We start from the raw sequence: 23494 nt of genomic DNA on the forward strand, positions 1-23494 counted from the left end.
CTGGAAGCTGGAAGCTGGAAGCTGGAAGGCAGCATGAACCCCGCCATCATCGGGTCAAGGGTTTTCTTCCAGCTTCAAGCTTATGACTTCAAGCTTCTTTGCCGTATCGCCTCGAACAGGCCGATGCCGGTGGCCACCGAGACGTTGAGGCTGGAGACGCTGCCGGCCATGGGCAGCTTCACCAGCTGGTCACAGGCCTCGCGGGTCAGCCGCCGCATGCCCTTGCCTTCGGCCCCCATCACCAGGGCGGTGGCGGCGGTAAAGTCCGCATCATACAGGCTCGCCTCGGCCTCGCCGGCGGTGCCAGTGACCCATACGCCGAGTTCCTTGAGCTTGCCGAGAGCGCGTGCCAGGTTGGTCACCTGATAGACCGGCACGCTCTCGGCGGCGCCGCAGGCCACCTTGCGCACGGTGGCGTTGAGCGGCGCCGACCTGTCCTTGGGCACCAGCACGCCATGGGCCCCCGCGGCATCGGCGCTGCGCAGGCAGGCGCCGAAATTGTGGACGTCGGTGATGCCATCCAGCACCAGCAGCAGCGGCGCCTCGGCGTTCGACCAGCCCTGCAGCCGATGCCAGAGGGAGGCCTCGGCCTCGAAGGCCAACGGCGGGCAGAAGGCCACGACCCCCTGGTGGGCAGCGCCCTGGGCGAGCCGATCCAGGTCGTCGCGGGGGTGCGATATCACCCGGGCGCCCCGCGCACGCGCCCGCTCCACCAGCTCGGAAAGGCGGCCTGCGGCCTCCCCTTCCTGCAGCCAGAGCTCTCGGGGCGTCTCGCCCCGCGCGAGCAGCGCCTGCACGGCGTGCACCCCGTAGACCGCCTCGAGCCCGCCCGGCACCTTGGGCCCACGGCGCGGCGCCGACCTGGGCTTCTTCTTCATCGACATGGCGTCTCTCCGAGCATCAGCGACGACGCGGGCCGCGGCGGCGACGCTTGCGCCCGGACTTGTCGCCCTCGCCAGCCTGGTCGCCGGCGCCGCCCTTCGGCGCCCCCTGGCCACCACCACCGCGCGACTTGCGCGGCTTGCGCTGCGGCCGGGGCTTGTCGTCGGCCAGCTCGAAGTCGATCTTGCGATCGTCCAGATCGACGCGAGCCACCTGCACAGAGACGCCATCGCCGAGCCGATAGCTCATGCCGCTGCGCTCGCCCTTGAGACGGTGCTTTTCCGGCTCATAGTGGTAGTAGTCGGAAGGCAGCGAGGTCACGTGCACCAGGCCTTCCACATAGAAGGTATCGAGCCTGACGAAGATGCCGAACTGGGTCACCGAGGCGATGGTGCCGTCATAGGTCTCGCCGAGCTTGTCGGACATGAACTCGCATTTCAGCCAGCTTTCCACGTCACGGGTGGCATCGTCGGCACGGCGCTCGGTCATCGAGCAGTGTTCGCCCAGTTCGAGCATCTGCTCGAAGGTGTAGGGGCACCACTTGCTCGGCGGCTCCACCGGCGCCCCGTCGGCACGCAGCACGGTATTGGTCTGGCGCGGGCCGCGAACCACCGAGCGAATGGCCCGGTGCACGATCAGGTCGGGATAGCGGCGAATCGGCGAGGTGAAGTGCGCATAGGCCGGATAGGCCAGGCCGAAGTGACCCTCGTTCTGGGGCGAGTAGACCGCCTGGCTCATGGAGCGCAGCATCACCGTCTGGATGATGTCGGCGTCGTCGCGATCGCGGATGGTCTCGGCCAGCGCCTGGTAGTCCTGGGGCGTCGGCTCGTCGCCGCCGGGCAGCGACAGCCCCAGCTCGTTGAGGAACAGGCGCAGCTTGTCGAGGCGCTCCGGGGAGGGCCGTTCGTGGATGCGATACAGCGCCGGCAGGTCGTGCTTGTCGAGGAAGCGCGCGGTGGCCACGTTGGCCGCCAGCATGCACTCCTCGATGATCTTGTGGGCATCGTTGCGCGAGCGCGGGACGATCTTTTCGATCTTGCGCTCGTCGTTGAAGACGATCGCCGTCTCGGTGGTCTCGAAGTCGATCGCCCCCCGCTCTTCCCGGGCCCCGCGCAGCACCTTGTAAAGGGCGTGGAGATTCTTCAGTGAGGGCACCAGTTCGCGATACTCCTTGCGCAGCGCCTCTCCCTGTTCGTCCTCGTCGTCGAGAATCGAAGCGACCTTGTTGTAGGTCAGCCGCGCATGGGAGCGGAACACCGCCTCGTAGAAGCGATAGCGGCTGATCACGCCCTTCTGGGAGATATTCATCTCGCAGACCATGGCCAGCCGGTCGACATCGGGATTGAGCGAGCACAGGCCGTTGGACAGCAGCTCCGGCAGCATGGGCACCACTTGTCCCGGGAAGTAGACCGAGTTGCCGCGAGTGATCGCTTCCTGATCCAGGGGACTGCCGGAACGCACGTAGTGGGAAACATCGGCGATCGCCACCAGCAGCTTCCAGCTCCCGGACTTGGTTTTCCAGGCGCAGACGGCATCGTCGAAATCCTTCGCGGACTCGTCGTCGATGGTCACCAGCGGCACATCACGCAGGTCGATGCGGTGCGCCTTGTCCTCCTCGGCCACTTCGGCAGACATGCCGGCGATCTGATCCTGCACCTCGGGCGGGAACTCGGACGGGATCTCGTAACTGCGGATGGCAATATCGATCTCCATGCCGGGATCCATTCGCTCCCCCATCACCTCGACGACCTCGCCCACCGGCTGCACTCGGGTCGCCGGCTGCTGGACGATCTTGGCCGAGATCACCTGGCCGTCCTTGGCCCCGCCGCTGGCGTGGTGGGGGATGATGATCTCCTGGGCAATGCGCGGATTCTCGGGAATCAGCACGCCGAACTCGGGGGTGTTCTCGCGATAGACGCCGACGATGGTCTGGGTATTGCGGGCCAGCACCTCGACGATAGTGGCCTCGTCACGGCCACGACGATCGCGCCCGCTGACGCGCACCAGCACGTGATCGTTGTGAAAGACCCGACGCATCTGCCGCGGAGGCAGCACCAGGTCGGGCTTCTTGCCGTCGTCACGCAGCAGAAAGCCGATGCCGTCGCGGTGGCCGAGCACCTTGCCCTTGATCAGGTCGAGCTTGTCGATCAAGGCGTAGGCGCCGCGTCGATTGCGCAGCACCTGACCATCGCGCTCCATGGCCGACAGCCGGCGACGCACCGCTTCCTGCAGGTCCTCGTCCTCGAGCCCCAGCATCCGGCTCATGGCCTCGTGGGTGATGGGCTTGCCGTGCTCCTCCAGTCGGGCCAACAGGTATTCGCGGCTGGGCGCGGGCTTGTCGTACTTGTGGGCCTCGCGGCTGGCGTGCGTATCGCCTTCGAGCGTCCAGTGATTCATGCGGAGTGCATCCTTGGCAGGGTCGGGGACGGCATGGGGGAGATGGCGCTCTGGCGCCGCGGGCATGCGGTGATGCGATAGGGATATATTGTCATGGCGGCAGTATAGCGTCGTGGCGAGACTCACCCAACCATGATCGGGCGCGCCGAGGGACAATTGCCGCGAAGATTCCCGCCTGGCAGGGTCGCCAGGGGTTGCATTTGCGAAGAGATACGGTAATATACGCGCCACTTGCCCAGATGGCGGAATTGGTAGACGCGCTAGCTTCAGGTGCTAGTGTCCTTACGGACGTGGAGGTTCAAGTCCTCTTCTGGGCACCATTTGATACACTGACAGTCAGATCGCCAGGTATCACGCTCTTTAAAAGCTCGAATCGATCGTGTTTCGCCCAGGTGGCGGAATTGGTAGACGCGCTAGCTTCAGGTGCTAGTGTCCTTACGGACGTGGAGGTTCAAGTCCTCTCCTGGGCACCATACATCGCATCACGCGATGGCTTGGAACACGACGATATGCATGACGCGCCCAGGTGGCGGAATTGGTAGACGCGCTAGCTTCAGGTGCTAGTGTCCTTACGGACGTGGAGGTTCAAGTCCTCTCCTGGGCACCATTTCGCGTTATGCAGACAAGAGCAGAGCATCGAGGTTTCGTCCTCGCCCCCACATCGTCATATCGTTTCCTATCTCCCCCGGCCGCACATCTTGCGGTTTTTTGCGTTTCCGGCTTATGGAACCCGGCGACACGCTCGGCACCTTGCTGCGCCCCTGGTCACCGCCCACCTCGCTCAGTCGAAGCGGCCCGGCAGATTCGCCACCGCCTCGAGCCCCCAGCCAGTAGCGTCCACCTGCCCTTCCAGGGCGCGCTCGGTGGCATCCGGAAGATTTGGAAAGAAATCCAGCCCGGTCAGCGCCTCGACGCGATCGATGCTGACCAAGAAGCGGTCGAGCGGCTCGTCACCGCGAACCTCCTGGGGCATGACGAAGGCCAACGCCTGCGGCCGGTCGCCCGGCACCACCAGGATCTTGTAGAAGGCCTTCGGAACTTCCACCAGACCGACACGGCTCAGCGCGCCGCGGGTGAAGTCCGCATCGAACACCGGGCCATCGATCACCTGCAAGGCTCCGAGGCGCGGCACGAAGCGGTCGATCACCACCTCCTCCAGGCGCTGCCAGAGCTGCCGATTCAGCTCCGGGCGCTGGGGCACCATATTGCTCATCAGGAAGGTATCGCGCTGGGCGGCCGGACCGTACACCCGGGCGATGGCATAGTTGGGCGCCAGGTGGCCGCGATCGTAGCCGCTGCGCAAGTAGCTGTCCGGCGTCACCGGCCACAGGGTGCGCCAGTCGCGCCGAAACCCGGGGCGTTCGCCGACATCGACCGCACTATCGGCGCGCAGCACGTAGCTGGCCCACAGCGCACTGACCCGCACGTCCGACCAACCCACCAGGAAGCCGTCATTGCGAAGCACTCGGTGCAGGCTCAGTGGCGTCAGTCGCTCCCAGGTCGGCACGCCCATCCAACTGAGTCGTTCGCGCACCTCGCGCTCTTCCATGTACCACAGGCCACTGCCGACCCCGGCGAAGAGCACGGCGATGCCCAGGCGACGAAGCGAACCCCGCCATGACGGCAGGCGAAAGAGGCGCTGCAGCACCGGCGGGCCTTACCAGCCCAGCGAGAACATGGTCTCGAGATCGTGGCGGGAATGGACCTGCATGGCGTTGAGGGTCTCGGTCTCGCGAATTCCCTCGACGTCGTTGAGCCGTCCGGTGACCAGCTCCGCCAAACCCTCGAAATCTCGCGTCCGGGCGATGGCGACCAGGTCATAGCGCCCACAGGTGGAAAACACCTCGCTGATGCCCTCCACCTCGGCCAGGCGCTCGGCCACTGACTTGACCTGTCCCTTCTCGGTGTTGATCAGGATCACGGCATTCTGCATGGGCTGTCTCCCTTTGGCTCCGTCAGGCATCTCGCTCGGCGGGGCTCCGCCTTCACTGCGCCGAGTATAACAGCGTCCTCGCCGAGGCAGCACCTTCGGCGAACGATGCGGTGACTTACCGCACCGGCTCGTCCCACCCCAGCAGCTTGGCTATCATGAACGTGCAACCCCGACGGCGAAACGCCTGTCGAACGACACGAGAGCCGGAACACCGGCCATGATCGTCGCCCGCCAAAGTGTATACACTTCGCCCTGGATAATTGTATACACTATGACTAGGCTAGGAAGAGGAGGACACACCTCCCGGCACGACGACAATATCGGCACTGCTTGCCTGAACGAGCCAGTGCCACACCGTGAAGCACCAAGCAGATCAATGAGGAGCCAACATGGCCAACCATAGCCGCCGCGACTTCATACGCCATAGCCTGCTGGGCCTCGCCGCCCTGCCGCTGGGTGCCGGCATCCTGTCCAAGACAGCCTTCGCCCAGGAGCTGCCCCTTCTGGACCCCGAAAGCGATCAGGCCAAGGCCCTGAACTACGTCGAGGTTGCCGGCGACGCCAGCGACAACCCGGCCTATGCGGAGGGCGAACACTGCGCCAACTGCATGTTCTACCAGGCCGATACCCAGGGCTGTCAACTGTTCCCGCAGAACAGCGTCAAGCCCGAAGGGTGGTGCCAATCCTGGACCGCGAAGGCCTGATAACGCCCTGCGCCACACAAACGGCCCGCGCCTTTCGGCGCGGGCCGCTTCGTATCGAGCCCCGCCCTACTCTTCCTTCTGCTCATCCTCCGGCAGCGGCCAGTGGTAGCGACGCACGATCTCGTCGCCCTCCAGGGAATCGAGCTTGACCGGGAACCCCCATAGCTGGTGAAGGTGGCGCATCACCGGATAGACGCTGCGCGCCAGCGGGCGACGACTATCCTGCACATGGCGCAGGGTCAGCGAACGATCGCCGCGAATATCCGCCGAGTAGATCTGTATATTGGGCTCACGCACGGAAAGCGCGTACTGCGTCGCCAGCCCGTCTCGGATCCGCTGGTAGCCGCGCTCGTCGTGAATCGCGGCCACCTCGAGCATTTCGTCCTGGTCGTCGTCGAGCACCATGAACAGCTTGAGATCCCGGATCACCTTGGGTGACAGATACTGCTGGATGAAGGACTCATCCTTGAAGTTGCGCATGGCGAAGTGCAGCGTTTCCAGCCAGTCACTGCCGGCGGTGTCCGGGAACCAGCGGCGATCCTCCTCGGTGGGGTGTTCGCAGATCCGCCGCAGGTCGGTGAACATGGCGAAGCCCAGGGCATAGGGGTTGATGCCGCCGAAGTGGGGGCTGTCGAAGGGCGGCTGCTGGACCACCGAGGTGTGGGACTGCAGGAACTCCAGGATCAACCCCTCGTCCACCAGGCCGTCGTCGTACAAGCGATTCATCAGGGTATAGTGCCAGAAGGTCGCCCAGCCCTCGTTCATCACCTGGGTCTGGCGCTGGGGATAGAAGTACTGGGCGAGCTTGCGCACGATGCGCACCACTTCGCGCTGCCAGGGCGCCAGCAGCGGGGCATTCTTCTCGATGAAGTAGAGCAGGTTCTCCTGGGGCTCGGGAGGATAGCGCCCCCCGGCATGCAGGCCCAGCGGGTCTTCCTCATCCGGGAAGTTCTCGCTGCCGTCTTCCCGGGGCCGCCCGGGGATGGTCCGCCACAGGGTGTTGACCTGGGCCTGCAGGTAAGCTTCACGCTCCTTCTGCCGTCGCGATTCCTCCTCGGCGGACACCGGCGAAGGGCGCTTGTAGCGGTCGACCCCGTAGTTCTGCAGGGCGTGGCAGGCGTCGAGCAACTGCTCGACGGCGGTGACGCCATGACGCTCCTCGCATTCGGCGATGTAGCGTCGAGCGAACAGCAGGTAGTCAACGATGGAGCCGGCATCGGTCCAGGTACGGAACAGGTAGTTGCCCTTGAAGAAGGAGTTGTGACCGTAGCAGGCGTGGGCCATGACCAGCACCTGCATCATCAGGGTGTTCTCCTCCATCAGGTAGGCAATACACGGATCGGAGTTGATGACCAGTTCGTAGGCGAGCCCCATCTGGCCGCGCCGATAGGCCTGCTCCACGGCCAGGAACTGCTTGCCGAATGACCAGTGATGATAGCCCACCGGCATGCCCACGCTGGCGTAGGCATCCATCATCTGCTCGGTGGTAATGATCTCGATCTGGTTGGGGTAGGTATCCAGTCGATACTCGTCGGCCAGACGCGCAATCTCGGTTTCGAATTCCTCGAGGATCTCGAAGTTCCAGTCGGAGCCGCTGGCAATGGGCTTGCGATCGGTCATGCTGCCTCCTTGGCCTCGCCTCACTCACTGGGCGGTGCGGCGGCGGAACAGTTCGCGGAACACCGGATAGATGTCGCCGGCCTCGACGATCTGGCGCATGGCGAAGCGCTCCGGATACTCGGCTTCCACCCGCTCGTACTCTTCCCACAGGGCCTGATGGGCATGGGGCGTAATCTCCACATAGGTGAAGTACTGCAACCGTGGCATCAGCGTATTGGCCAGCAGATCGCGACAGGTCAGGGAGTCGTCGTCCCAGTTGTCGCCGTCGGACGCCTGGGCCACGTAGAGGTTCCACTGACCTGGCGGGTAGCGGTCGCGGATGATCTCGTCGACCAGCGTCAGGGCGCTGGAGACGATGGTGCCGCCGGTTTCGCGGGAATAGAAGAACTCCTCCTCGTCGACCTCCTTGGCGGCGGTATGGTGACGCACGAAGACCAGCTCGACCTTCTCGTAGTTGCGCTCGAGAAACAGGTAGAGCAGCAGGAAGAAGCGCTTGGCAATGTCCTTGTGGGCCTGGGTCATGGAGCCCGAGACGTCCATCACGCAGAACATCACCGCCTTGCTCGACGGCTGGGGCTGATTGATCAGGTTGTTGTAGCGCAGATCATAGGTATCGATGAACGGCACCGCCTCGAGGCGTTTCTCGAGCCGTTCGATCTCGGCCTTGAGCTCGCTGATTCGCGCCGGATTGCGCAGCACCGGATCCTTGCGCTCCTCGGCCTCCAGCGCTTCCTGGGCCTCGCGCAGGGCACGCCGGATGGGGCCGCGCATGGCAATGCGTCGCGCCTGGGCCTCGCGCATCGATCTCACGATATTGATCCGCGCCGGCACCCCGTCTCGGGTGAAACCGGCCCGGACCGGGCGCACCTCGTCGAGGTCCACCAGGTTCTTGCGCTCCAGATGCGGCAGCTCCAGGCCGTCGAACACGAAGTCCAGAAACTCCTCGCGGGACAGGGTGAAGGCGAACTCGTCCATGCCCTCGCCCTGATTGGAGGCGCTGCCCTCGCCGGCCCCGCCGCCGCCACCTCCACCGGGGCGGCGTAGGCGATCGCCCTCGACGAACTCCTTGTTGCCGGGAGCAATGATGGTCCTCTTGCCGCCGGGGCCGTGCTGGAAAACGGGCTCCGAGATGTCTCGCGCGGGGATCGACACCTTTTCACCGCGCTCCATATCGGTGATGGAGCGACGATTGACCGCCTCCTCGACGGAGCGCTTGATATGGGTGCGATAGCGATCGAGGAAGCGCTGGCGATTGACCGCGCTCTTGTGCTTGGCATTGGCACGGCGGTCGATGAAGTAGGTCATGCGGACCTCCTTGGCTGCCACTCGCTTGCGCAGGGCGCCGCCTCGCGGCACCCTGCCCGGCCCTCGGGCGCTACTGCGACTTGCGCACCCTCAGGTACCACTCGGACAGCAGTCGCACCTGCTTCTCGGTATAGCCGCGGTCGACCATCCGAGCCACGAAATCCTCGTGCTTCTTCTGATCCGCGGTAGAGGCCTTGGCGTTGAACGAGATCACCGGCAGCAGTTCCTCGGTATTGGCGAACATCTTGTGCTCGATGACCCCACGCAGCTTCTCGTAGGACTGCCAGCTCGGGTTCATGCCGTTGTTCTGGGCGCGGGCCCGAAGCACGAAATTGACCACTTCGTGGCGAAAGTCCTTGGGGTTGGAGATGCCGGCCGGCTTCTCGATCTTCTCCAGCTCCTCGTTGAGCGACTGGCGGTCGAACAGCTCGCCGGTCTCCGGATCCCGGTACTCCTGGTCCTGGATCCAGAAGTCGGCATAGGTGACGTAGCGGTCGAAGATGTTCTGGCCGTACTCGGAGTAGGACTCGAGATACGCGGTCTGGATCTCCTTGCCGATGAAGTCCACGTAGCGCGGCGCCAGGAACTCCTTGATGAAGCGCAGGTAGCGCTCGAAGGTTTCCTTGGGCAGTTGCTCCTGCTCGAGGCGCTGCTCGAGCACGTAGAGCAGGTGCACCGGGTTGGCCGCCACCTCGACATTGTCGAAGTTGAACACCTTGGCGAGGATCTTGAAGGCGAAGCGGGTGGAGAGCCCGTCCATGCCCTCGTCGACACCCGCGGCATCGCGATACTCCTGGATCGACTTGGCCTTGGGGTCGGTATCCTTGAGGTTCTCGCCGTCATAGACCCGCATCTTGGAATAGACGCTGGAATTCTCGGGCTCCTTGAGCCTCGAGAGCACCGAGAACTGCGCCAGCATGCGCAGCGTGTCCGGCGCGCAGGGCGCCTCGGCCAGCGTGGAATGCTCGAGCAGTTTCTTGTAAATATTGATCTCTTCGGTTACCCGCAGGCAGTAGGGCACCTTGACGATATACACCCGGTCGAGGAAGGCCTCGTTGTTGCGATTGTTGCGGAAGGTCTGCCACTCGCTCTCGTTGGAGTGCGCCAGCACGATGCCGTCGAAGGGAATCGCCCCCATGCCTTCGGTGGGGTTGTAGTTACCCTCCTGGGTGGCCGTCAGCAGCGGGTGCAGCACCTTGATCGGCGCCTTGAACATCTCGACGAACTCCATCAGCCCCTGGTTGGCCCGGCACAGGCCACCGGAGAAGCTGTAGGCGTCCGGGTCGTCCTGGGAGTAGAGCTCGAGCTGGCGGATATCCACCTTGCCGACCAGCGAGGAAATGTCCTGGTTGTTCTCGTCGCCGGGCTCGGTCTTGGAGATCGCGATCTGGTTGAGACGCGATGGGTACAGGCGTACCACCTTGAACTGGGTGATGTCGCCACCGTACTCCTTGAGTCGCTTGGCCGCCCAGGGCGACATCACGCTCTTCAGGCAACGCGTCGGAATGCCGTATTCCTTCTCGAGCAGCTCGCCGTCATGTTCCGGCGAAAACAGGCCCAGCGGGGACTCCTGAACCGGCGAGCCCTTGATGGCATAGAAAGGCACGTGCTCCATCAGCAGCTTGAGCCGCTCGGCGAGCGACGACTTGCCGCCCCCCACCGGGCCGAGCAGGTAGAGGATCTGCTTCTTCTCCTCGAGCCCCTGGGCGGCATGGCGGAAATAGGCGACGATCTGCTCGATGGCCTCCTCCATGCCGTAGAACTCACAGAACGCCGGATAGCGGCGAATCACCTTGTTGGAGAAGATCCGCGACAGGCGGGGATCCTTGGCCGTGTCGATCACCTCGGGCTCGCCGATGGCTTCCAGCATGCGCTCGGCCGCACTGGCATAGACCGAGGGGTCCTCACGGCAGAGTTCCAGATACTCCTGCAGGCTCAACTCTTCCTGCTGGATACGTTCGAAGCGGTTCTGCACATGATCGAAGATGCTCATCGATGCCTCCTTAAAGCCCGGGGCTCCGGCCTGGCAATCCTGGCCCAATGACCGGGTTCGGTAGCTTCAGCGTAGTCAGCTCGACCGGACGATGGCGCCCGGAATCTTCAACGCAGGCTACTACTTCCTATGAGCCCTCGAACCCGCGGCGGTTCATCTCCCGAGCAGCAGATTTTCAACGCAAGAGGCGACGAACGCTCCTGACGACGCTCCGTCACAGCCTGGCGGCCAACCGCACGCCCTGATCGATGGCACGCTTGGCATCGAGTTCGGCGGGTTCCAGGGCTCCCCCGATGACGTGCACCGAGACGCCCGCCTCGCGCAGCGGCTCGAGCCACTCGCAGACCGCCTCCTGGCCGGCGCAGATCACCACCGAATCGACCTCGAGCAGCCGAGGCTCGCCATCGAGTCGAATGTGCAGGCCGGCATCGTCGATGCCCACGTACTCGCATCCGGCCAGCATCTCGACGCCGCGATGGCGCAGCGAGGCCCGGTGCACCCAGCCGGTGGTGGTCCCGAGCCCGCGCCCCGGCTTGCTGTCCTTACGCTGCAGGAGGGTGACCTTGCGCGGTACCGCCGGCGGTTCGGGCTCACGCAGCCCGCCCGGCGCCGTTACCGACAGATCCACGCCCCACTCGTCGCACCAGGCCGCGGCGTCCGGCGCGGAAGAGCCGGCATGAGTCAGCAGTTCAGCCACGTCGAAGCCGATGCCGCCGGCGCCGATGATCGCTACCCGCGGCCCGACACGCTCCGGATGCTGGATGGCCAGCGGATACGAGATCACCTTGGGGTGGTCGATACCGGGCAGCTCGAGGCGACGCGGACGCACCCCGGTGGCCAGCACCACCTCATCGAAACCGTGCAGCGCGTGCAGCTCGGGTTCAGCTCCCAGGCGCACGGTCACACCATGCTTGTCGAGCATCACTCGGTAGTAGCGCAGCGTCTCGTCGAATTCCTCCTTGCCGGGAATCCGACGGGCATGGTTGAACTGGCCGCCGAGCGTCGACTGACGCTCGAAGAGCGTCACCGCATGGCCACGCTCGGCGGCGGTCACCGCAGCGGCAAGCCCCGCCGGTCCGCCGCCCACTACCGCGATGGTGCGAGGCTCGGCGGCCGGCTCGACGACCAGCTCGGTCTCGTGGCAGGCCCGCGGATTGACCAGGCAGGAGGTCAGCTTGCCCTGGAAGGTATGATCCAGACAGGCCTGGTTGCAGGCGATACAGGTATTGATCTCCTCGGCCAGTCCATCGCGCGCCTTGGCCAACCAGGCCGGATCGGCCAGGAAGGGACGCGCCATCGACACCATGTCGGCATAGCCCTCGGCGAGCAGCCGCTCGGCCACGTCAGGCATGTTGATGCGATTGGTGGTAATCAACGGCACCGCGATCTCGGAGCGAATCCGCCGGGTGACCTCGGCAAACGCCGCACGCGGCACGCTGGTCACGATGGTCGGCACCCGCGCCTCGTGCCAGCCGATACCGGTGTTGAGCACATCGGCACCGGCGTCCACCACCGCGCGTCCCAGGGCCACCACCTCGTCATGGGTACTGCCCTCGTCCACCAGATCGATCATCGACAGCCGGAAGATGATCAGGAAATCCGGCCCCAGCGCCGCACGGATGCGCCGCACCGCTTCCACCGGGAAGCGGATACGCTTGTCGAAGCTCCCTCCCCAGGCATCCTCGCGTCGATTGGTGCGCCGGCACACGAACTGATTGATCAGATACCCCTCGGAGCCCATCACTTCCACACCGTCGTAGCCGGCCTCCCGCGCCAGGCTCGCGCAACGCACGTAGTCCTCGAGCGTCCGCTCGATCTCCTCCTCGCTCAAGGCGCGCGGCGCGCGGGGATTGATCGGCGCCTGAATCGCCGACGGCGCGACCGGCGCCTCGGTGTAGGCGTAGCGCCCGGCATGCAGGATCTGCAGGCAGATGTGGCCGCCCTCGGCCTGCACCGCCGCGGTCACCCGCCGGTGATCGGCCACCTGCTCGGGGCGCTCCAGCGTCGCGGCGCCGGCGAAGACCGCGCCTTCGGCGTTGGGCGCGATGCCGCCACCGACGATCAGCGATACGCCCGCTCGAGCGCGCTCGGCGTAGAAGGCGGCCAGCCGGGAAAATCCGTCGGGCGCTTCCTCCAGGTTGGTGTGCATCGAGCCCATCAACACCCGGTTGGGCAGGCTCAGCGGCCCCAGCTCGAGGGATCGGAACAGGTTCGGGAAGGCGATCACGGTTGCGGCTCCTCGTGTCGAGCGACAGAAATTAAAACAACTGTATGATAGCCTCGCACGAACCGCAAAGTCCGGGAAGACATCGTCCCGTTCCGAGTCATCACCGAGGAAGGCCTCAGGCCACCCTCGCGGCATGATGCGGATGCGTGAGGGGCGACGGGCGCTAGAAAGATAGACACGAAAAAGCCCCGCGGCGAGAACCGCGAGGCTTCTGGAATTCTGAGCAGATGGCGGACCGGACGGGACTCGAACCCGCGACCTCCGGCGTGACAGGCCGGCATTCTAACCAACTGAACTACCGGTCCGCGTGGTGGGCGATACTGGACTCGAACCAGTGACCCCCAGCATGTGAGGCTGGTGCTCTAACCAACTGAGCTAATCGCCCACGCGTACTGCTTAGATTGTGGCGTCATCGTGGCGGACCGGACGGGACTCGAACCCGCGACCTCCGGCGTGACAGGCCGGCATTCTAACCAACTGAACTACCGGTCCGCAACTGATGATGCGGTGCAGAAAACGCTGGCGGACCGGACGGGACTCGAACCCGCGACCTCCGGCGTGACAGGCCGGCATTCTAACCAACTGAACTACCGGTCCGCACTCGTTTCTGCTACGTAATCGGGCACTGTCGAGGACAGTGGTGGGTGGTACAGGGTTCGAACCTGTGACCCCCAGCTTGTAAGGCTGGTGCTCTCCCAACTGAGCTAACCACCCCCGGTCACGTGGCGCTGCATTCTACAGGGACCCCGGTGATTGTCAACGCGTTTTTTTCATCGACCTCGATATCGAGGCACGAACTTTCCGCAGGACATTCATTCACTTGGCCACGCATCATCGCCACAAGCATGACGGCTCATGGCCTCGGCGATAGCACGCGCGCCTTCCACGATCAGGCCATCCTGATCGCGCCCCGAGGCCCGACGCGGCTTCCAGTCATGGTCGCCGTCTTCCAGCCAGTGCAGCTCGGCGGCATCCGGCAGCGCATAGCCGGCCACTTCGTCACGGGTACCGAAGGCATCCCGAGTGCCCTGGATCACCAGGGTCGGACTGGACAGCCGCGGCCAGTGGTCAAGGCGCAGCGATTCGGGCTTGCGCGGCGGATGAAACGGATAGCCGCAAAGAGCGAGGCCATCGGCACCGTCACGAGCCGCCAACAGGCTCGCGACCCGCCCGCCCATCGACTTGCCGCCGAGCCACAGCGGGCCAGGCGAGCCCTGCGACATACTGTCGCGCCAGCAGGCGAATTCCTCCACCAGCGTCTCGACCCGAGGCGGCGGACGACGCCTGCCTTCGTCGCGCATGCGCTGCATGTAGGCGAACTCGAAGGCCAGGCTCTGCACACCCTCGACCGCCAGCGCTTCCCGAAGACGCTGCATGAAGGGCGAATCCTGGCCGGCGCCGGCACCATGCGCCAGCAACAGTCGGCCCCGCCGGGCCTGCCCGGTGATCACCAGCGGCCCGAGGCCCTGGATGTCATGGCGCTCCACGAGCGGCTTGCAACGGCCGCTTTGCCGATCGCAGGGGGCTACTTTTTTGTATTCATCCATTGTATACACTTAGTGACGACAATTATTCTATGCTGATGATGCATGAGGAAATCGATACGCTCGCAAGGCCACAAAGACGGGCGAATCGCTCCGAATTCGACTTGACCGGCATCATCATGTGGGCGAACGGCCTGGGCTAGACTGCAGCCCAAGCGCGTCTCCCTCCACCGCGTTCGATGGAAACCTGACATGAGCAGAGCACTGGAACATCCTACCTACAACTACAAGGTCGTGCGGCAGTTCGCGATCATGACCGTGGTCTGGGGTATCGTGGGCATGGCCCTCGGCGTCACGATCGCCGCGCAGCTGGTCTGGCCGGAACTCAACCTGGGACTGCCCTGGACGAGCTTCGGCCGCCTGCGCCCGCTGCACACCAACGCCGTGATCTTCGCCTTCGGCGGTTCGGCCCTGTTCGCCACCTCCTACTATGTGGTGCAGCGGACCTGCCAGACCCGCCTGATCTCCGACAAGCTGGCCGCCTTCACCTTCTGGGGCTGGCAGGCGGTGATCCTGTCGGCGGTGGTAACGCTGCCGCTGGGCTACACCGAGGTCAAGGAGTATGCCGAGCTGGAGTGGCCGATCGACATCCTGCTCGCGGTGGTATGGATCAGTTACGCCATCGTCTTCCTGGGGACCATCAAGCAGCGCCGAACCTCCCACATCTACGTGGCCAACTGGTTCTTCGCCGCCTTCATCCTCACCGTGGCGGTGCTGCACATCGTCAACAGCGCGGCGATTCCGGTCTCGGCCATGTATTCGATCTCGCTGTACTCCGGCGCCATCGATGCCATGACCCAGTGGTGGTATGGCCACAACGCAGTGGGGTTCTTCCTGACCGCCGGCTTCCTGGGCATGATGTATTATTTCGTGCCCAAGCAGGCGGAGCGCCCGGTCTATTCCTACCGCCTGTCGATCGTTCACTTCTGGGCGCTGATCATGGTCTACATGTGGGCCGGCCCCCATCACCTCCACTACACCGCCCTGCCCAACTGGGCCCAGTCACTGGGCATGGTGATGTCCATCATCCTGCTGGCCCCGTCCTGGGGCGGCATGATCAACGGCATGATGACCCTGTCGGGCGCCTGGCATAAGCTGCGCACCGATCCCACCCTGCGCTTCCTGGTGGTGGCGCTGTCGTTCTACGGCATGTCTACCTTCGAGGGCCCGATGATGGCGGTGAAGACCGTCAATGCGCTCTCGCACTACACCGATTGGACCATCGGCCACGTGCATGCCGGCGCCCTCGGCTGGGTGGCGATGATCACCATCGGCTCCATGTACCACCTGATTCCGCGCCTGTATGGCCGTACCGAGATGTACTCGGTGTCGCTGATCGCCGTGCACTTCTGGCTGGCCACCATCGGCACCGTGCTCTACATCGCTGCCATGTGGGTCAACGGCATCCTTCAGGGCCTGATGTGGCGGGCGGTCAACCCTGACGGCACCCTGATGTACACCTTCGTCGAATCCGTCGAGGCCAGCGGTCCGGGCTACATCGTGCGCATGATCGGCGGCCTGTGCTGGGTGGCCGGCATGCTGGTCATGGCCTTCAACGTCTTCATGACCGTACGCCGTCAGGAAAGCCTCCGCCGGCCGCTGCCCCAGAGTGCCGGAGCCTAACAGGGAACGAGAACGCCAATGAGACACGAGATCGTCGAAAAGAATGTCGGCCTGCTCGCCGTGCTGGTGCTGGTGGTAATCAGCTTCGGTGGCCTGGCCGAGGTGGTGCCGCTGTTCTTCCAGAAACAGACGACCGAGCCGGTGGAAGGCCTCGAGCCGCTCTCCGCCCTGGAGCTGGCGGGACGCGACATCTACCGCCGCGAGGGCTGCGTGGGCTGCCACTCGCAGATGATTCGCCCCTTCCGCGCCGAGACCGAGCGCTATGGCCACTACAGCGTGGCCGGCGAGTCGGTCTACGAGCACAACTTCCTGTGGGGCTCCAAGCGCACCGGTCCCGACCTGGCCCGGGTAGGCGGTCGCTACAGCGACGACTGGCATCGCGCTCATCTCTACAACCCGCGCGATGTGGTGCCGGAATCGGTGATGCCGGCCTATCCCTGGCTGTTCGAGAACACCCTCGACGGAGAGCACATCGCCGACAAGATGCGCGCCATGCGCTCGCTGGGCGTGCCCTACAGCGACGAGCAGATCGCCGGCGCCCGGGACGAGGTGCGCGGCGAACGCGAAATCACCGCGCTGGTGGCCTACCTGCAGCAGCTCGGCACCGTGCTGAAGGATGCGCGCTGACATGGATATCGGGACCCTACGCGGCATCATCACCGCCATCCTGCTGGTCAGCTTCGTCGGTCTGATCGGGTGGGCCTATTCCAAGCGACGCCGGCCGGATTTCGACGAAGCGGCCAACCTGCCCTTCGCCGACGAGGAGGAGTGGCCGCAGCAGCGTGACTCGAGCGGCGCCGAGAACGCCGCATCCCGACAAGAAAAGGGAGACAGCAACACATGAACAATCTCTGGGGAGACTCCCTGTCCGGTTTCTGGAGCGCCTGGATCATCGTCATCACGCTGGGCACCATCGCCATCAGCGCCTGGGTGCTGTTCGCCAACCGCAAGACCGACAAGGCCGCGGATGCCGAGGGCAACGTCGAGACCACCGGCCATGCGGCCGACGAGATCGAGGAGTACGACAATCCCCTGCCCCGCTGGTGGTTCCAGCTCTATGTGGGCACGGTGATCTTCGCCCTGGGCTACCTGGTGCTCTACCCGGGGCTTGGCAACTATGCCGGCCTGCTGGGATGGAGCCAGGAAGGCCAATGGGAAGACGAGATGGCCCGAGCAGAAGAGCAGTACGCCCCGATCTTCGAGCAGTACCAGCAGGTACCGATTCCCGAGCTGGCCCAGGACGGCGAGGCCATGCAGGTCGCCGAACGCCTGTTTCTCAACAACTGTGCGATCTGTCACGGCTCCAACGCCCAGGGCGGCTACGGCTTCCCCAACCTGACCGACGACGACTGGCTCTATGGCGGGGCGCCGGACAATATCGTGACCACCATCACCAACGGGCGCAATGGCTTGATGCCCGCCTGGCAGCAGCTCGGCGAGGACAACATCGCCAACCTCGCCCAGTACGTGATGTCGCTGTCCGGCCAGGCACAGGACCCACAGCGTGCCGAGCAAGGGGCGGCGGTATTCGCCTCGGTGTGCGCCGCCTGCCACATGCCCGACGGCACCGGCAACCAGGCACTCGGCGCGCCCAACCTGACCGACGACACCTGGCTGTATCGCCAGCCCGGCCAACCGCTGGACGCCGCCATCCGCCAGACCCTGCGCAACGGACGCAACGGTCACATGCCGGCCCAGGCCGCCTATATCGGCGAGGACAAGGTCCACCTGGTGGCCGCCTACGTCTACCACCTCAGCCGCCGCGACTGATCGGCCAGGCCAGATGCACGAGACAAGGGCGCGACGCGGCGTCGCGCCCTTCCTCGCCGACCGCCGCACTGGCTAGAATCGAACCATCCAGCAGGGCCGCCGCGCCCTCGCCTCGCCTGTCGAGAGCCTGTCATGAGCGACAAGATCCCCACCCGTGACGTCACCCCGGACGCCGTGCAACACCACTCGCCGGGCGAGACCGTCACCCGGGAAATGTATGCCAGCCGCCGCCATATCTACGTGCGCGAGATCAAGGGCGTGTTCCAGCGCCTGCGGCGCGGGGCCAACTGGGCGCTGCTGCTGGCCTACTTCGTGACGCCATGGATCCCCTGGGGGGACCGCCCGGCGGTATGGTTCGACCTGCCCGGCCGCGAGTTCCACGTCTTCGCCGCCACCTTCTATCCCCAGGAGTTCATGCTGCTCTCCTGGCTGCTGATCATCTGCGCCTTCGGCCTGTTCTTCATCACCGTGTTCGCCGGCCGCGTGTGGTGCGGCTACACCTGCCCGCAGAGCGTCTGGACGTTCCTGTTCATCTGGGTCGAGCATCGCCTCGAGGGCCCGCGCAACCGGCGCATCAAGCTAGACCGGCGCGCCTGGGATGCCGACAAGGTCCGGCGCAAGGTCGCCAAGCACGCCGTCTGGCTGACCATCGCCGCCGCCACCGGCCTGACCTTCGTCGGCTATTTCACCCCGGTCCGCGAGCTGGTGGTGGAACTGCCGACCCTCTCGGCCAACGGCTGGTCCTACTTCTGGGTCGGCTTTTTCACCTTGTTCACCTACCTCAATGCCGGCTGGCTGCGCGAGCAGGTATGCATCTACATGTGTCCCTATGCGCGCTTTCAGGGGGTGATGTTCGACGCCGACACCCTGATCGTGTCCTACGATGCCGCCCGCGGCGAGCCACGCGGTCCGCGCAGCAGGCGCCTCGGCCACCAGCAGGCCCGCGACGCCGGCCATGGCGACTGCATCGACTGCGAGCTGTGCGTCCAGGTCTGCCCCACCGGCATCGACATCCGCGACGGCCTGCAGTACGAATGCATCACCTGTGCGGCCTGCATCGATGCCTGCGACAGCGTCATGGATCGCATGGGCTACCCGCGCGGGCTGATACGCTACACCACCGAAAACGCCCTGGAGGGCAAGCCGACCCACGTGCTGCGCCCACGGCTGATCGGCTATCTGGCGGCGCTGCTGGTGATGATCGGTCTGTTCGGCTGGGCGGTCGGCGATCGCACGCCACTGGGCTTCGAGGTCGAGCGCGACCGCAACCAGCTGTTCCAGATGACCGACTCAGGCGATATCCGCAACGTCTACACCCTGACCGTGCGCAACCTGGACCGCAAGGACCACACCTATCGGCTCGAGGCCTCGGGCCTGGCCGGACTGAGCCTGGATACCCGGCGGCTCAGCGTGCCCGCCGGCGAGTCACGCCGGCTGGTGGTGGAGGCCATCGCGCCTCCCGCGTCCCTCGAGCAACCCAGCCATGAGATCCTGCTGCGCCTGGAGGCCGTCGACGATCCCGACATTCGCCTCGAGCGCGACAGCCGCTTCATAGGAGACACCCGCTGATGACGGCGGAACACGAGCACATTCCACCCTGGTACAAGCAGTTCTGGCCCTGGTTCCTGATCGGGCTGCTAGGCTCCTCGGTGGCCTTCAGCCTGGTCTACCTGACCCTCTCGATCCACTACTTCGACGGCACCGTGGCCGAGGACTATTACAAGGAAGGCCTGGCCATCAACCAGCAGATCGCCAAGCAGGAGCGGGCCCAGGCGCTGGGGCTGTCGGCGACCCTGCGCGCCGACCCGACCACCGGCGACATCGTCGTCGACCTGGCCGGCGACGATCATCCCGAGCGGCTGATCCTCAAGCTGATCTTTCCCACCGAGAGCCACCGCGACCGCGAGCTGACGCTCGAGCATGTGCGTGCCGGACGCTACGTGACCATGCTCGACGAACCGCTACGCTATCGCTGGTATCTGCACCTGCAACCCGACGACGGCCCTGAGGCCGCCTGGCGACTGACCGGCGAGGCCCGCTTCCCCACCGGGGATGAGATCACCCTGGTACCCGGGATCTGATCCGCTGCCATGACGACGACCACCCTGCCCCCTGACGTCGAGACGGCCAGTTGCTACCACTGCGGCGCCCGGGTGCCCGAGGACGCCTGCTGGACGCTGACCCTCGACGACACCGTGCATCCGCTATGCTGCCCCGGCTGCGAGGCCGTGGCGCGAGCCATCGTCGATGGCGGGCTGGCCAACTATTACCGGTTCCGCACCGAACTGCCGGAGCGACCCGACGATCGCCGCACTGCCCAGGCCGAGACCTGGGCGGTGTTCGACGATCCGGGGCTGCAGGCGCGCTTCGTGCACGCCGATGACGACGGTGGCGTGCACGCGACCCTGGCGGTGGACGGCATCACCTGCGCCGCCTGCGCCTGGCTGATCGAGCACCGCCTCAATGCCCTGGAAGGCGTCACCGCCAGCGCCGTCAACCTCGCCCACCACCGGGTCCGGGTCCACTGGGACCCCGAATGCGTCGCCTTCTCGCGGGTGCTGGCCGAACTGGCGGCCATTGGCTATCCGGCCCAGCCCTTCGAGCCCGACGCCGCCCAGAGCCGCCTGCAGCGCGAGGAGCGTCGGCAGGTCCGCCGGCTGATCGTCGCCGCGCTGGGCATGATGCAGGTAGCGATGTTCTCGATCCCCTTCTACGTGGCCGGCGAGGACGGGCTCAGCGCCGACTTCGACGCGCTCTTCCACTGGCTGGCCTTCGCCCTGACCACACCGGTGGTACTGTATTCCGCCCAGCCGTTCTTCGCCGGCGCCTGGCGTGACCTGCGCAACCGCCAGTTGGGCATGGACGTCCCCGTCTCGCTGGCCATCGGCAGCGCCTACCTGGCCAGCGCCTGGGCGGTGATCGCCGGCCACGGCGACGTCTATTTCGACTCCGCGGCCATGTTCACCTTCTTCCTGCTGTTCGGCCGCTACCTTGAGGTGCGCGCCCGGCGGCGCAGCGGGCGCCGTGGCAATGCCCTGGCCGGGATCCTGCCGCTGTCGGCGATCCGCCTCGACGAGGCCGGCGAGGAGCGCATCCTGCCCGCCAGCGAGCTCGTCGCCGGCGACCGGGTGCTGATCAAGCCCGGCCACGGCGTGCCCGCCGACGGGGTGATCGAAGACGGCGAGTCCAGCCTCGACGAGTCGATGCTCACCGGCGAGCCGCTGCCGGTGAACCGCGGCGTCGGCGACGCCGTGACCGGCGGCAGCCACAACGTCGAGAGCCCGCTGACGATGCGCGTCACGCGCGCCGGCCGCGACGCCCGGGCGGCCCGCCTGCTCGATCTCACCGACCGAGCCTTCGCCAGCCGCCCGCGCATCGCGCGACAGGCCGCCCGGCTGGCCCACCACTTCGTGCTCCAGGTACTGCTGATCGCCGCCGCCACCGCGATGGTGTGGGGGATCCTCGACCCCGACCGGGCCTTCTGGATCACCCTCTCGGTGCTGGTGGTCAGCTGTCCCTGCGCCCTGGCGCTGGCCACGCCGACCGCCCTGACCGCGGGCCACGGCCGGCTCTATCGCCGCGGCGTACTGCTGACTCGCGCCGACGCCATGGAAACGCTGGCCCGGCTGGACCGTGTGATCTTCGACAAGACCGGCACCCTGACCGCAGGCGAGATGCGCCTGGAGCAGGTAATGCCGCTGGGTGGCGTCGGCGAGGAGCGCCTGACGGCGGTGGCCGCCGCCCTGGAAGCGCACTCCGAGCACCCCATCGCCCGCGCCTTTCGCCCCCTCCGGAGACGCGACGTCGTCGCCACCGAGGTGCTCGGTCGACCCGCCCGGGGGCTGGAGGGGCGTCTCGACGGCAGGCGCTGGCGGCTGGGCAGGGCGGACTTTGCCTCTCCCCGGTCGACGCACGTCCCGCCCGGCGACGGTCAATGGCTGCTGCTTGCCGAAGACGGCGAGCCACGCGCCTGGTTCTCGCTCAGCGATCGGCTGCGCGAGGATGCCGCCGAGACCGTTTCCACCCTCAAGGCGCGCGGACTGGCGGTGGAGCTGCTGTCTGGCGACGGCGAGGCCCCCACCCGGGCCCTGGCCGAACGCTTGGGCATCGACGAGTGGCGGGCCCAGGCCAGCCCCGAAGACAAGCTGGCCCGCCTGCGTGAACTTCAGGCCGAGGGGCAACGGGTAGCGATGGTCGGCGACGGCATCAACGACGTGCCGGTACTGGCCGGCGCCGACCTGGCCATCGCCATGAACGGCGCCACCGACCTGGCACGCACCCGGGCCGATGCCGTGCTGCTCGGCCCACGCCTGGGTCGCATCGTCGAGGCCCTCGAGGTGGGCCATGCCACACGCCGCATCATCCGCCAGAACCTCGGCTGGGCGCTGGCCTACAACCTGCTAGCGCTGCCTCCGGCGGCGCTGGGCTGGGTCCCGCCCTGGCTGGCGGCACTCGGTATGTCGGCGAGTTCGCTGGTGGTGGTCGGCAACGCCCTGCGCCTGACTCGCCAGGCCTCCGCCAGCGCCACGGAGACGCCATGAGCATCCTCTACCTGCTGATTCCGCTGTCGCTGATCCTGCTCGGCCTGGCGGTGTGGGCCTTCTTCTGGGCGGTCCGCAACGACCAGTTCGAGGACCTGGAGGGCCCGGCACATCGCATCCTGTTCGACGATGACGACAACGACCTGCCGCCCGAGGCGCGACCCGAGCGTCGCGACAGCGGCGCCCCGCCCCGCGATGATCACGACAAGGACGCCTGAGTGAATCCCACCGGACTCGACCTGCCGCCGCTGGCCGCCGCCTTCGTCTTCGGCCTGCTCGGCGGCGCCCACTGCATCGGCATGTGCGGCGGCATCATGAGTGCCCTGAGCTTCGCCGTGCCGCCCAGCCTGCGCCATCCCGCGCGCCTGACCGGCCTGCTGCTGGGCTACAACCTGGGGCGCATCGCCAGCTACATGGCGGCCGGCGGCCTGGCAGCCGGCCTCGGCACCCTGATCGGCGTCGCACCGGGCGTGCGCTTGACCCTGCAGATACTGGCGGCAGTGATGCTGGTGCTGATGGCGCTCTACATCGCCGACTGGTGGAAGGGGCTGTTGCGCATCGAGGCCCTGGGCCGACGCCTGTGGAAGCGGCTCGAGCCGCTCGGCCGGCGCCTGATGCCGGTAGTGAAGATTCCCCAGGCGGTGGCGCTTGGCGCGATCTGGGGCTGGCTACCCTGTGGCCTGGTCTATTCGATGCTGGTCTGGAGCCTGGCAAGCGCCGACGCCGGACACGGGGCGGCACTGATGGGAGCCTTCGGGCTCGGCACCCTGCCGGCGCTGCTGGTGACCGGCCTGGCCGCCCGGCGGCTGGGTACGCTGATCCGTCATCCCGCCACTCGCACGCTGGCCGCCCTGGCGATCATCGGCTTTGCCCTCTGGCAGCTATGGGGCCTGTGGCCCGCCGACATGCAGCACCTGATACCGTACTGCGATCCCCAGTGACGCCGCGCTTGATC

Annotated in this window: 19 protein-coding genes and 8 tRNA genes; 13 read left to right on the plus strand and 14 right to left on the minus strand. The window is 65.9% G+C overall.

Translation table 11 applies throughout. The features are described from left to right. Nucleotides 1–80: 80 nt before the first annotated feature. On the minus strand, nt 81–878 hold the full coding sequence (gene rlmB, locus FHR96_RS18830) for a 23S rRNA (guanosine(2251)-2'-O)-methyltransferase RlmB (protein WP_183389304.1): 798 nt from the start codon (nt 876–878) through the stop codon (nt 81–83). 22 nt (nt 879–900) lie between these two features. Beyond that, a complete protein-coding gene (gene rnr, locus FHR96_RS18835) occupies nt 901–3279 on the minus strand; it encodes a ribonuclease R (RefSeq protein WP_183389274.1) in 2379 nt (792 codons plus the stop codon). Between the two features lie 233 nt (nt 3280–3512). Between rnr and FHR96_RS18840 the strand changes: the two genes are divergently transcribed. The 3 genes from FHR96_RS18840 (at nt 3513) to FHR96_RS18850 (ending at nt 3886) form a co-directional block, all read left to right on the plus strand. Then, nucleotides 3513–3599: transfer RNA gene (locus FHR96_RS18840), tRNA-Leu, on the plus strand. A gap of 66 nt (nt 3600–3665) precedes the next feature. Further along, nucleotides 3666–3752, plus strand: a tRNA-Leu gene (locus FHR96_RS18845). Nucleotides 3753–3799: 47 nt separating this feature from the next. Continuing rightward, nucleotides 3800–3886 (plus strand) — tRNA-Leu (locus FHR96_RS18850). Between the two features lie 174 nt (nt 3887–4060). Here the strand turns inward: FHR96_RS18850 and FHR96_RS18855 are convergent. Together FHR96_RS18855 and FHR96_RS18860 are read right to left on the minus strand one after the other, a co-directional pair. Beyond that, nucleotides 4061–4927, minus strand: coding sequence for a DNA/RNA non-specific endonuclease (locus FHR96_RS18855; RefSeq protein WP_379685198.1), 867 nt, complete (start codon nt 4925–4927; stop codon nt 4061–4063). 9 nt (nt 4928–4936) lie between these two features. After that, nucleotides 4937–5212: an Lrp/AsnC family transcriptional regulator gene (locus tag FHR96_RS18860; RefSeq protein WP_183389275.1), complete on the minus strand. Its 276-nt coding sequence runs from the start codon at nt 5210–5212 to the stop codon at nt 4937–4939. A 389-nt stretch (nt 5213–5601) separates the two neighbouring features. On the opposite strand from FHR96_RS18860, the gene FHR96_RS18865 reads away from it, so the two are divergent. After that, on the plus strand, nt 5602–5916 hold the full coding sequence (locus FHR96_RS18865) for a high-potential iron-sulfur protein (RefSeq protein WP_183389276.1): 315 nt from the start codon (nt 5602–5604) through the stop codon (nt 5914–5916). 66 nt (nt 5917–5982) lie between these two features. Here the strand turns inward: FHR96_RS18865 and FHR96_RS18870 are convergent, their stop codons facing one another. The 10 genes from FHR96_RS18870 to FHR96_RS18915 all read right to left on the minus strand — a co-directional run bounded on the left by FHR96_RS18870 (nt 5983) and on the right by FHR96_RS18915 (nt 14548). Then, nucleotides 5983–7536, minus strand: a complete 1554-nt coding sequence (locus tag FHR96_RS18870) for a SpoVR family protein (protein WP_183389277.1) — start codon at nt 7534–7536, stop codon at nt 5983–5985. A 24-nt stretch (nt 7537–7560) separates the two neighbouring features. Next, on the minus strand, nt 7561–8841 hold the full coding sequence (locus tag FHR96_RS18875) for a YeaH/YhbH family protein (protein ID WP_183389278.1): 1281 nt from the start codon (nt 8839–8841) through the stop codon (nt 7561–7563). 70 nt (nt 8842–8911) lie between these two features. Continuing rightward, nucleotides 8912–10834, minus strand: a complete 1923-nt coding sequence (locus FHR96_RS18880) for a PrkA family serine protein kinase (RefSeq protein WP_183389279.1) — start codon at nt 10832–10834, stop codon at nt 8912–8914. 214 nt (nt 10835–11048) lie between these two features. Continuing rightward, nucleotides 11049–13061 (minus strand): oxidoreductase, encoded by a 2013-nt coding sequence (locus FHR96_RS18885; RefSeq protein ID WP_446685372.1) that lies wholly within the window; start codon nt 13059–13061, stop codon nt 11049–11051. Between the two features lie 228 nt (nt 13062–13289). After that, nucleotides 13290–13366, minus strand: a tRNA-Asp gene (locus tag FHR96_RS18890). Nucleotides 13367–13369: 3 nt separating this feature from the next. Beyond that, nucleotides 13370–13446, minus strand: a tRNA-Val gene (locus FHR96_RS18895). Nucleotides 13447–13476: 30 nt separating this feature from the next. Further along, nucleotides 13477–13553, minus strand: a tRNA-Asp gene (locus FHR96_RS18900). Nucleotides 13554–13581: 28 nt separating this feature from the next. Continuing rightward, nucleotides 13582–13658, minus strand: a tRNA-Asp gene (locus FHR96_RS18905). 41 nt (nt 13659–13699) lie between these two features. Beyond that, nucleotides 13700–13775, minus strand: a tRNA-Val gene (locus FHR96_RS18910). A 98-nt stretch (nt 13776–13873) separates the two neighbouring features. Further along, complete coding sequence (locus tag FHR96_RS18915) at nt 13874–14548, minus strand: alpha/beta family hydrolase (protein ID WP_343066382.1); 675 nt, start codon at nt 14546–14548, stop codon at nt 13874–13876. Nucleotides 14549–14797: 249 nt separating this feature from the next. Here FHR96_RS18915 and ccoN point away from each other — a divergent pair, with 249 nt between their 5' ends. From ccoN to FHR96_RS18960, 9 genes are all read left to right on the plus strand, one after another. After that, nucleotides 14798–16228: a cytochrome-c oxidase, cbb3-type subunit I gene (gene ccoN / locus FHR96_RS18920; protein ID WP_183389281.1), complete on the plus strand. Its 1431-nt coding sequence runs from the start codon at nt 14798–14800 to the stop codon at nt 16226–16228. Nucleotides 16229–16246: 18 nt separating this feature from the next. Beyond that, nucleotides 16247–16855 carry a cytochrome-c oxidase, cbb3-type subunit II gene (ccoO, locus tag FHR96_RS18925; protein WP_183389282.1) on the plus strand — a complete coding sequence of 203 codons (609 nt, stop codon included), beginning with the start codon at nt 16247–16249 and terminating at the stop codon, nt 16853–16855. Nucleotide 16856: 1 nt separating this feature from the next. Next, nucleotides 16857–17072 (plus strand): cbb3-type cytochrome oxidase subunit 3, encoded by a 216-nt coding sequence (locus FHR96_RS18930; RefSeq protein ID WP_183389283.1) that lies wholly within the window; start codon nt 16857–16859, stop codon nt 17070–17072. Beyond that, nucleotides 17069–17998 (plus strand): cytochrome-c oxidase, cbb3-type subunit III, encoded by a 930-nt coding sequence (gene ccoP / locus FHR96_RS18935; protein WP_183389284.1) that lies wholly within the window; start codon nt 17069–17071, stop codon nt 17996–17998. The genes FHR96_RS18930 and ccoP overlap by 4 nt, the downstream gene beginning before the upstream one ends. 132 nt (nt 17999–18130) lie before the next feature. Continuing rightward, on the plus strand, nt 18131–19567 hold the full coding sequence (ccoG, locus tag FHR96_RS18940; protein WP_183389285.1) for a cytochrome c oxidase accessory protein CcoG: 1437 nt from the start codon (nt 18131–18133) through the stop codon (nt 19565–19567). Further along, nucleotides 19567–20079: a FixH family protein gene (locus FHR96_RS18945; RefSeq protein WP_183389286.1), complete on the plus strand. Its 513-nt coding sequence runs from the start codon at nt 19567–19569 to the stop codon at nt 20077–20079. Before ccoG ends, FHR96_RS18945 begins: the two co-directional genes overlap by 1 nt. Nucleotides 20080–20088: 9 nt before the next feature. Continuing rightward, entirely contained in the window at nt 20089–22539 is a 2451-nt protein-coding gene (locus FHR96_RS18950; RefSeq protein WP_183389287.1) for a heavy metal translocating P-type ATPase, read from the plus strand. Further along, nucleotides 22536–22757 carry a cbb3-type cytochrome oxidase assembly protein CcoS gene (gene ccoS, locus FHR96_RS18955; RefSeq protein ID WP_183389288.1) on the plus strand — a complete coding sequence of 74 codons (222 nt, stop codon included), beginning with the start codon at nt 22536–22538 and terminating at the stop codon, nt 22755–22757. The genes FHR96_RS18950 and ccoS overlap by 4 nt, the downstream gene beginning before the upstream one ends. Next, nucleotides 22758–23480, plus strand: coding sequence for an urease accessory protein UreH domain-containing protein (locus tag FHR96_RS18960; RefSeq protein WP_183389289.1), 723 nt, complete (start codon nt 22758–22760; stop codon nt 23478–23480). The last annotated feature ends 14 nt before the right edge of the window (nt 23481–23494 follow it).

This window comes from Halomonas organivorans (genome assembly GCF_014192055.1).
Classification (GTDB): Bacteria; Pseudomonadota; Gammaproteobacteria; order Pseudomonadales; family Halomonadaceae; genus Halomonas; species Halomonas organivorans.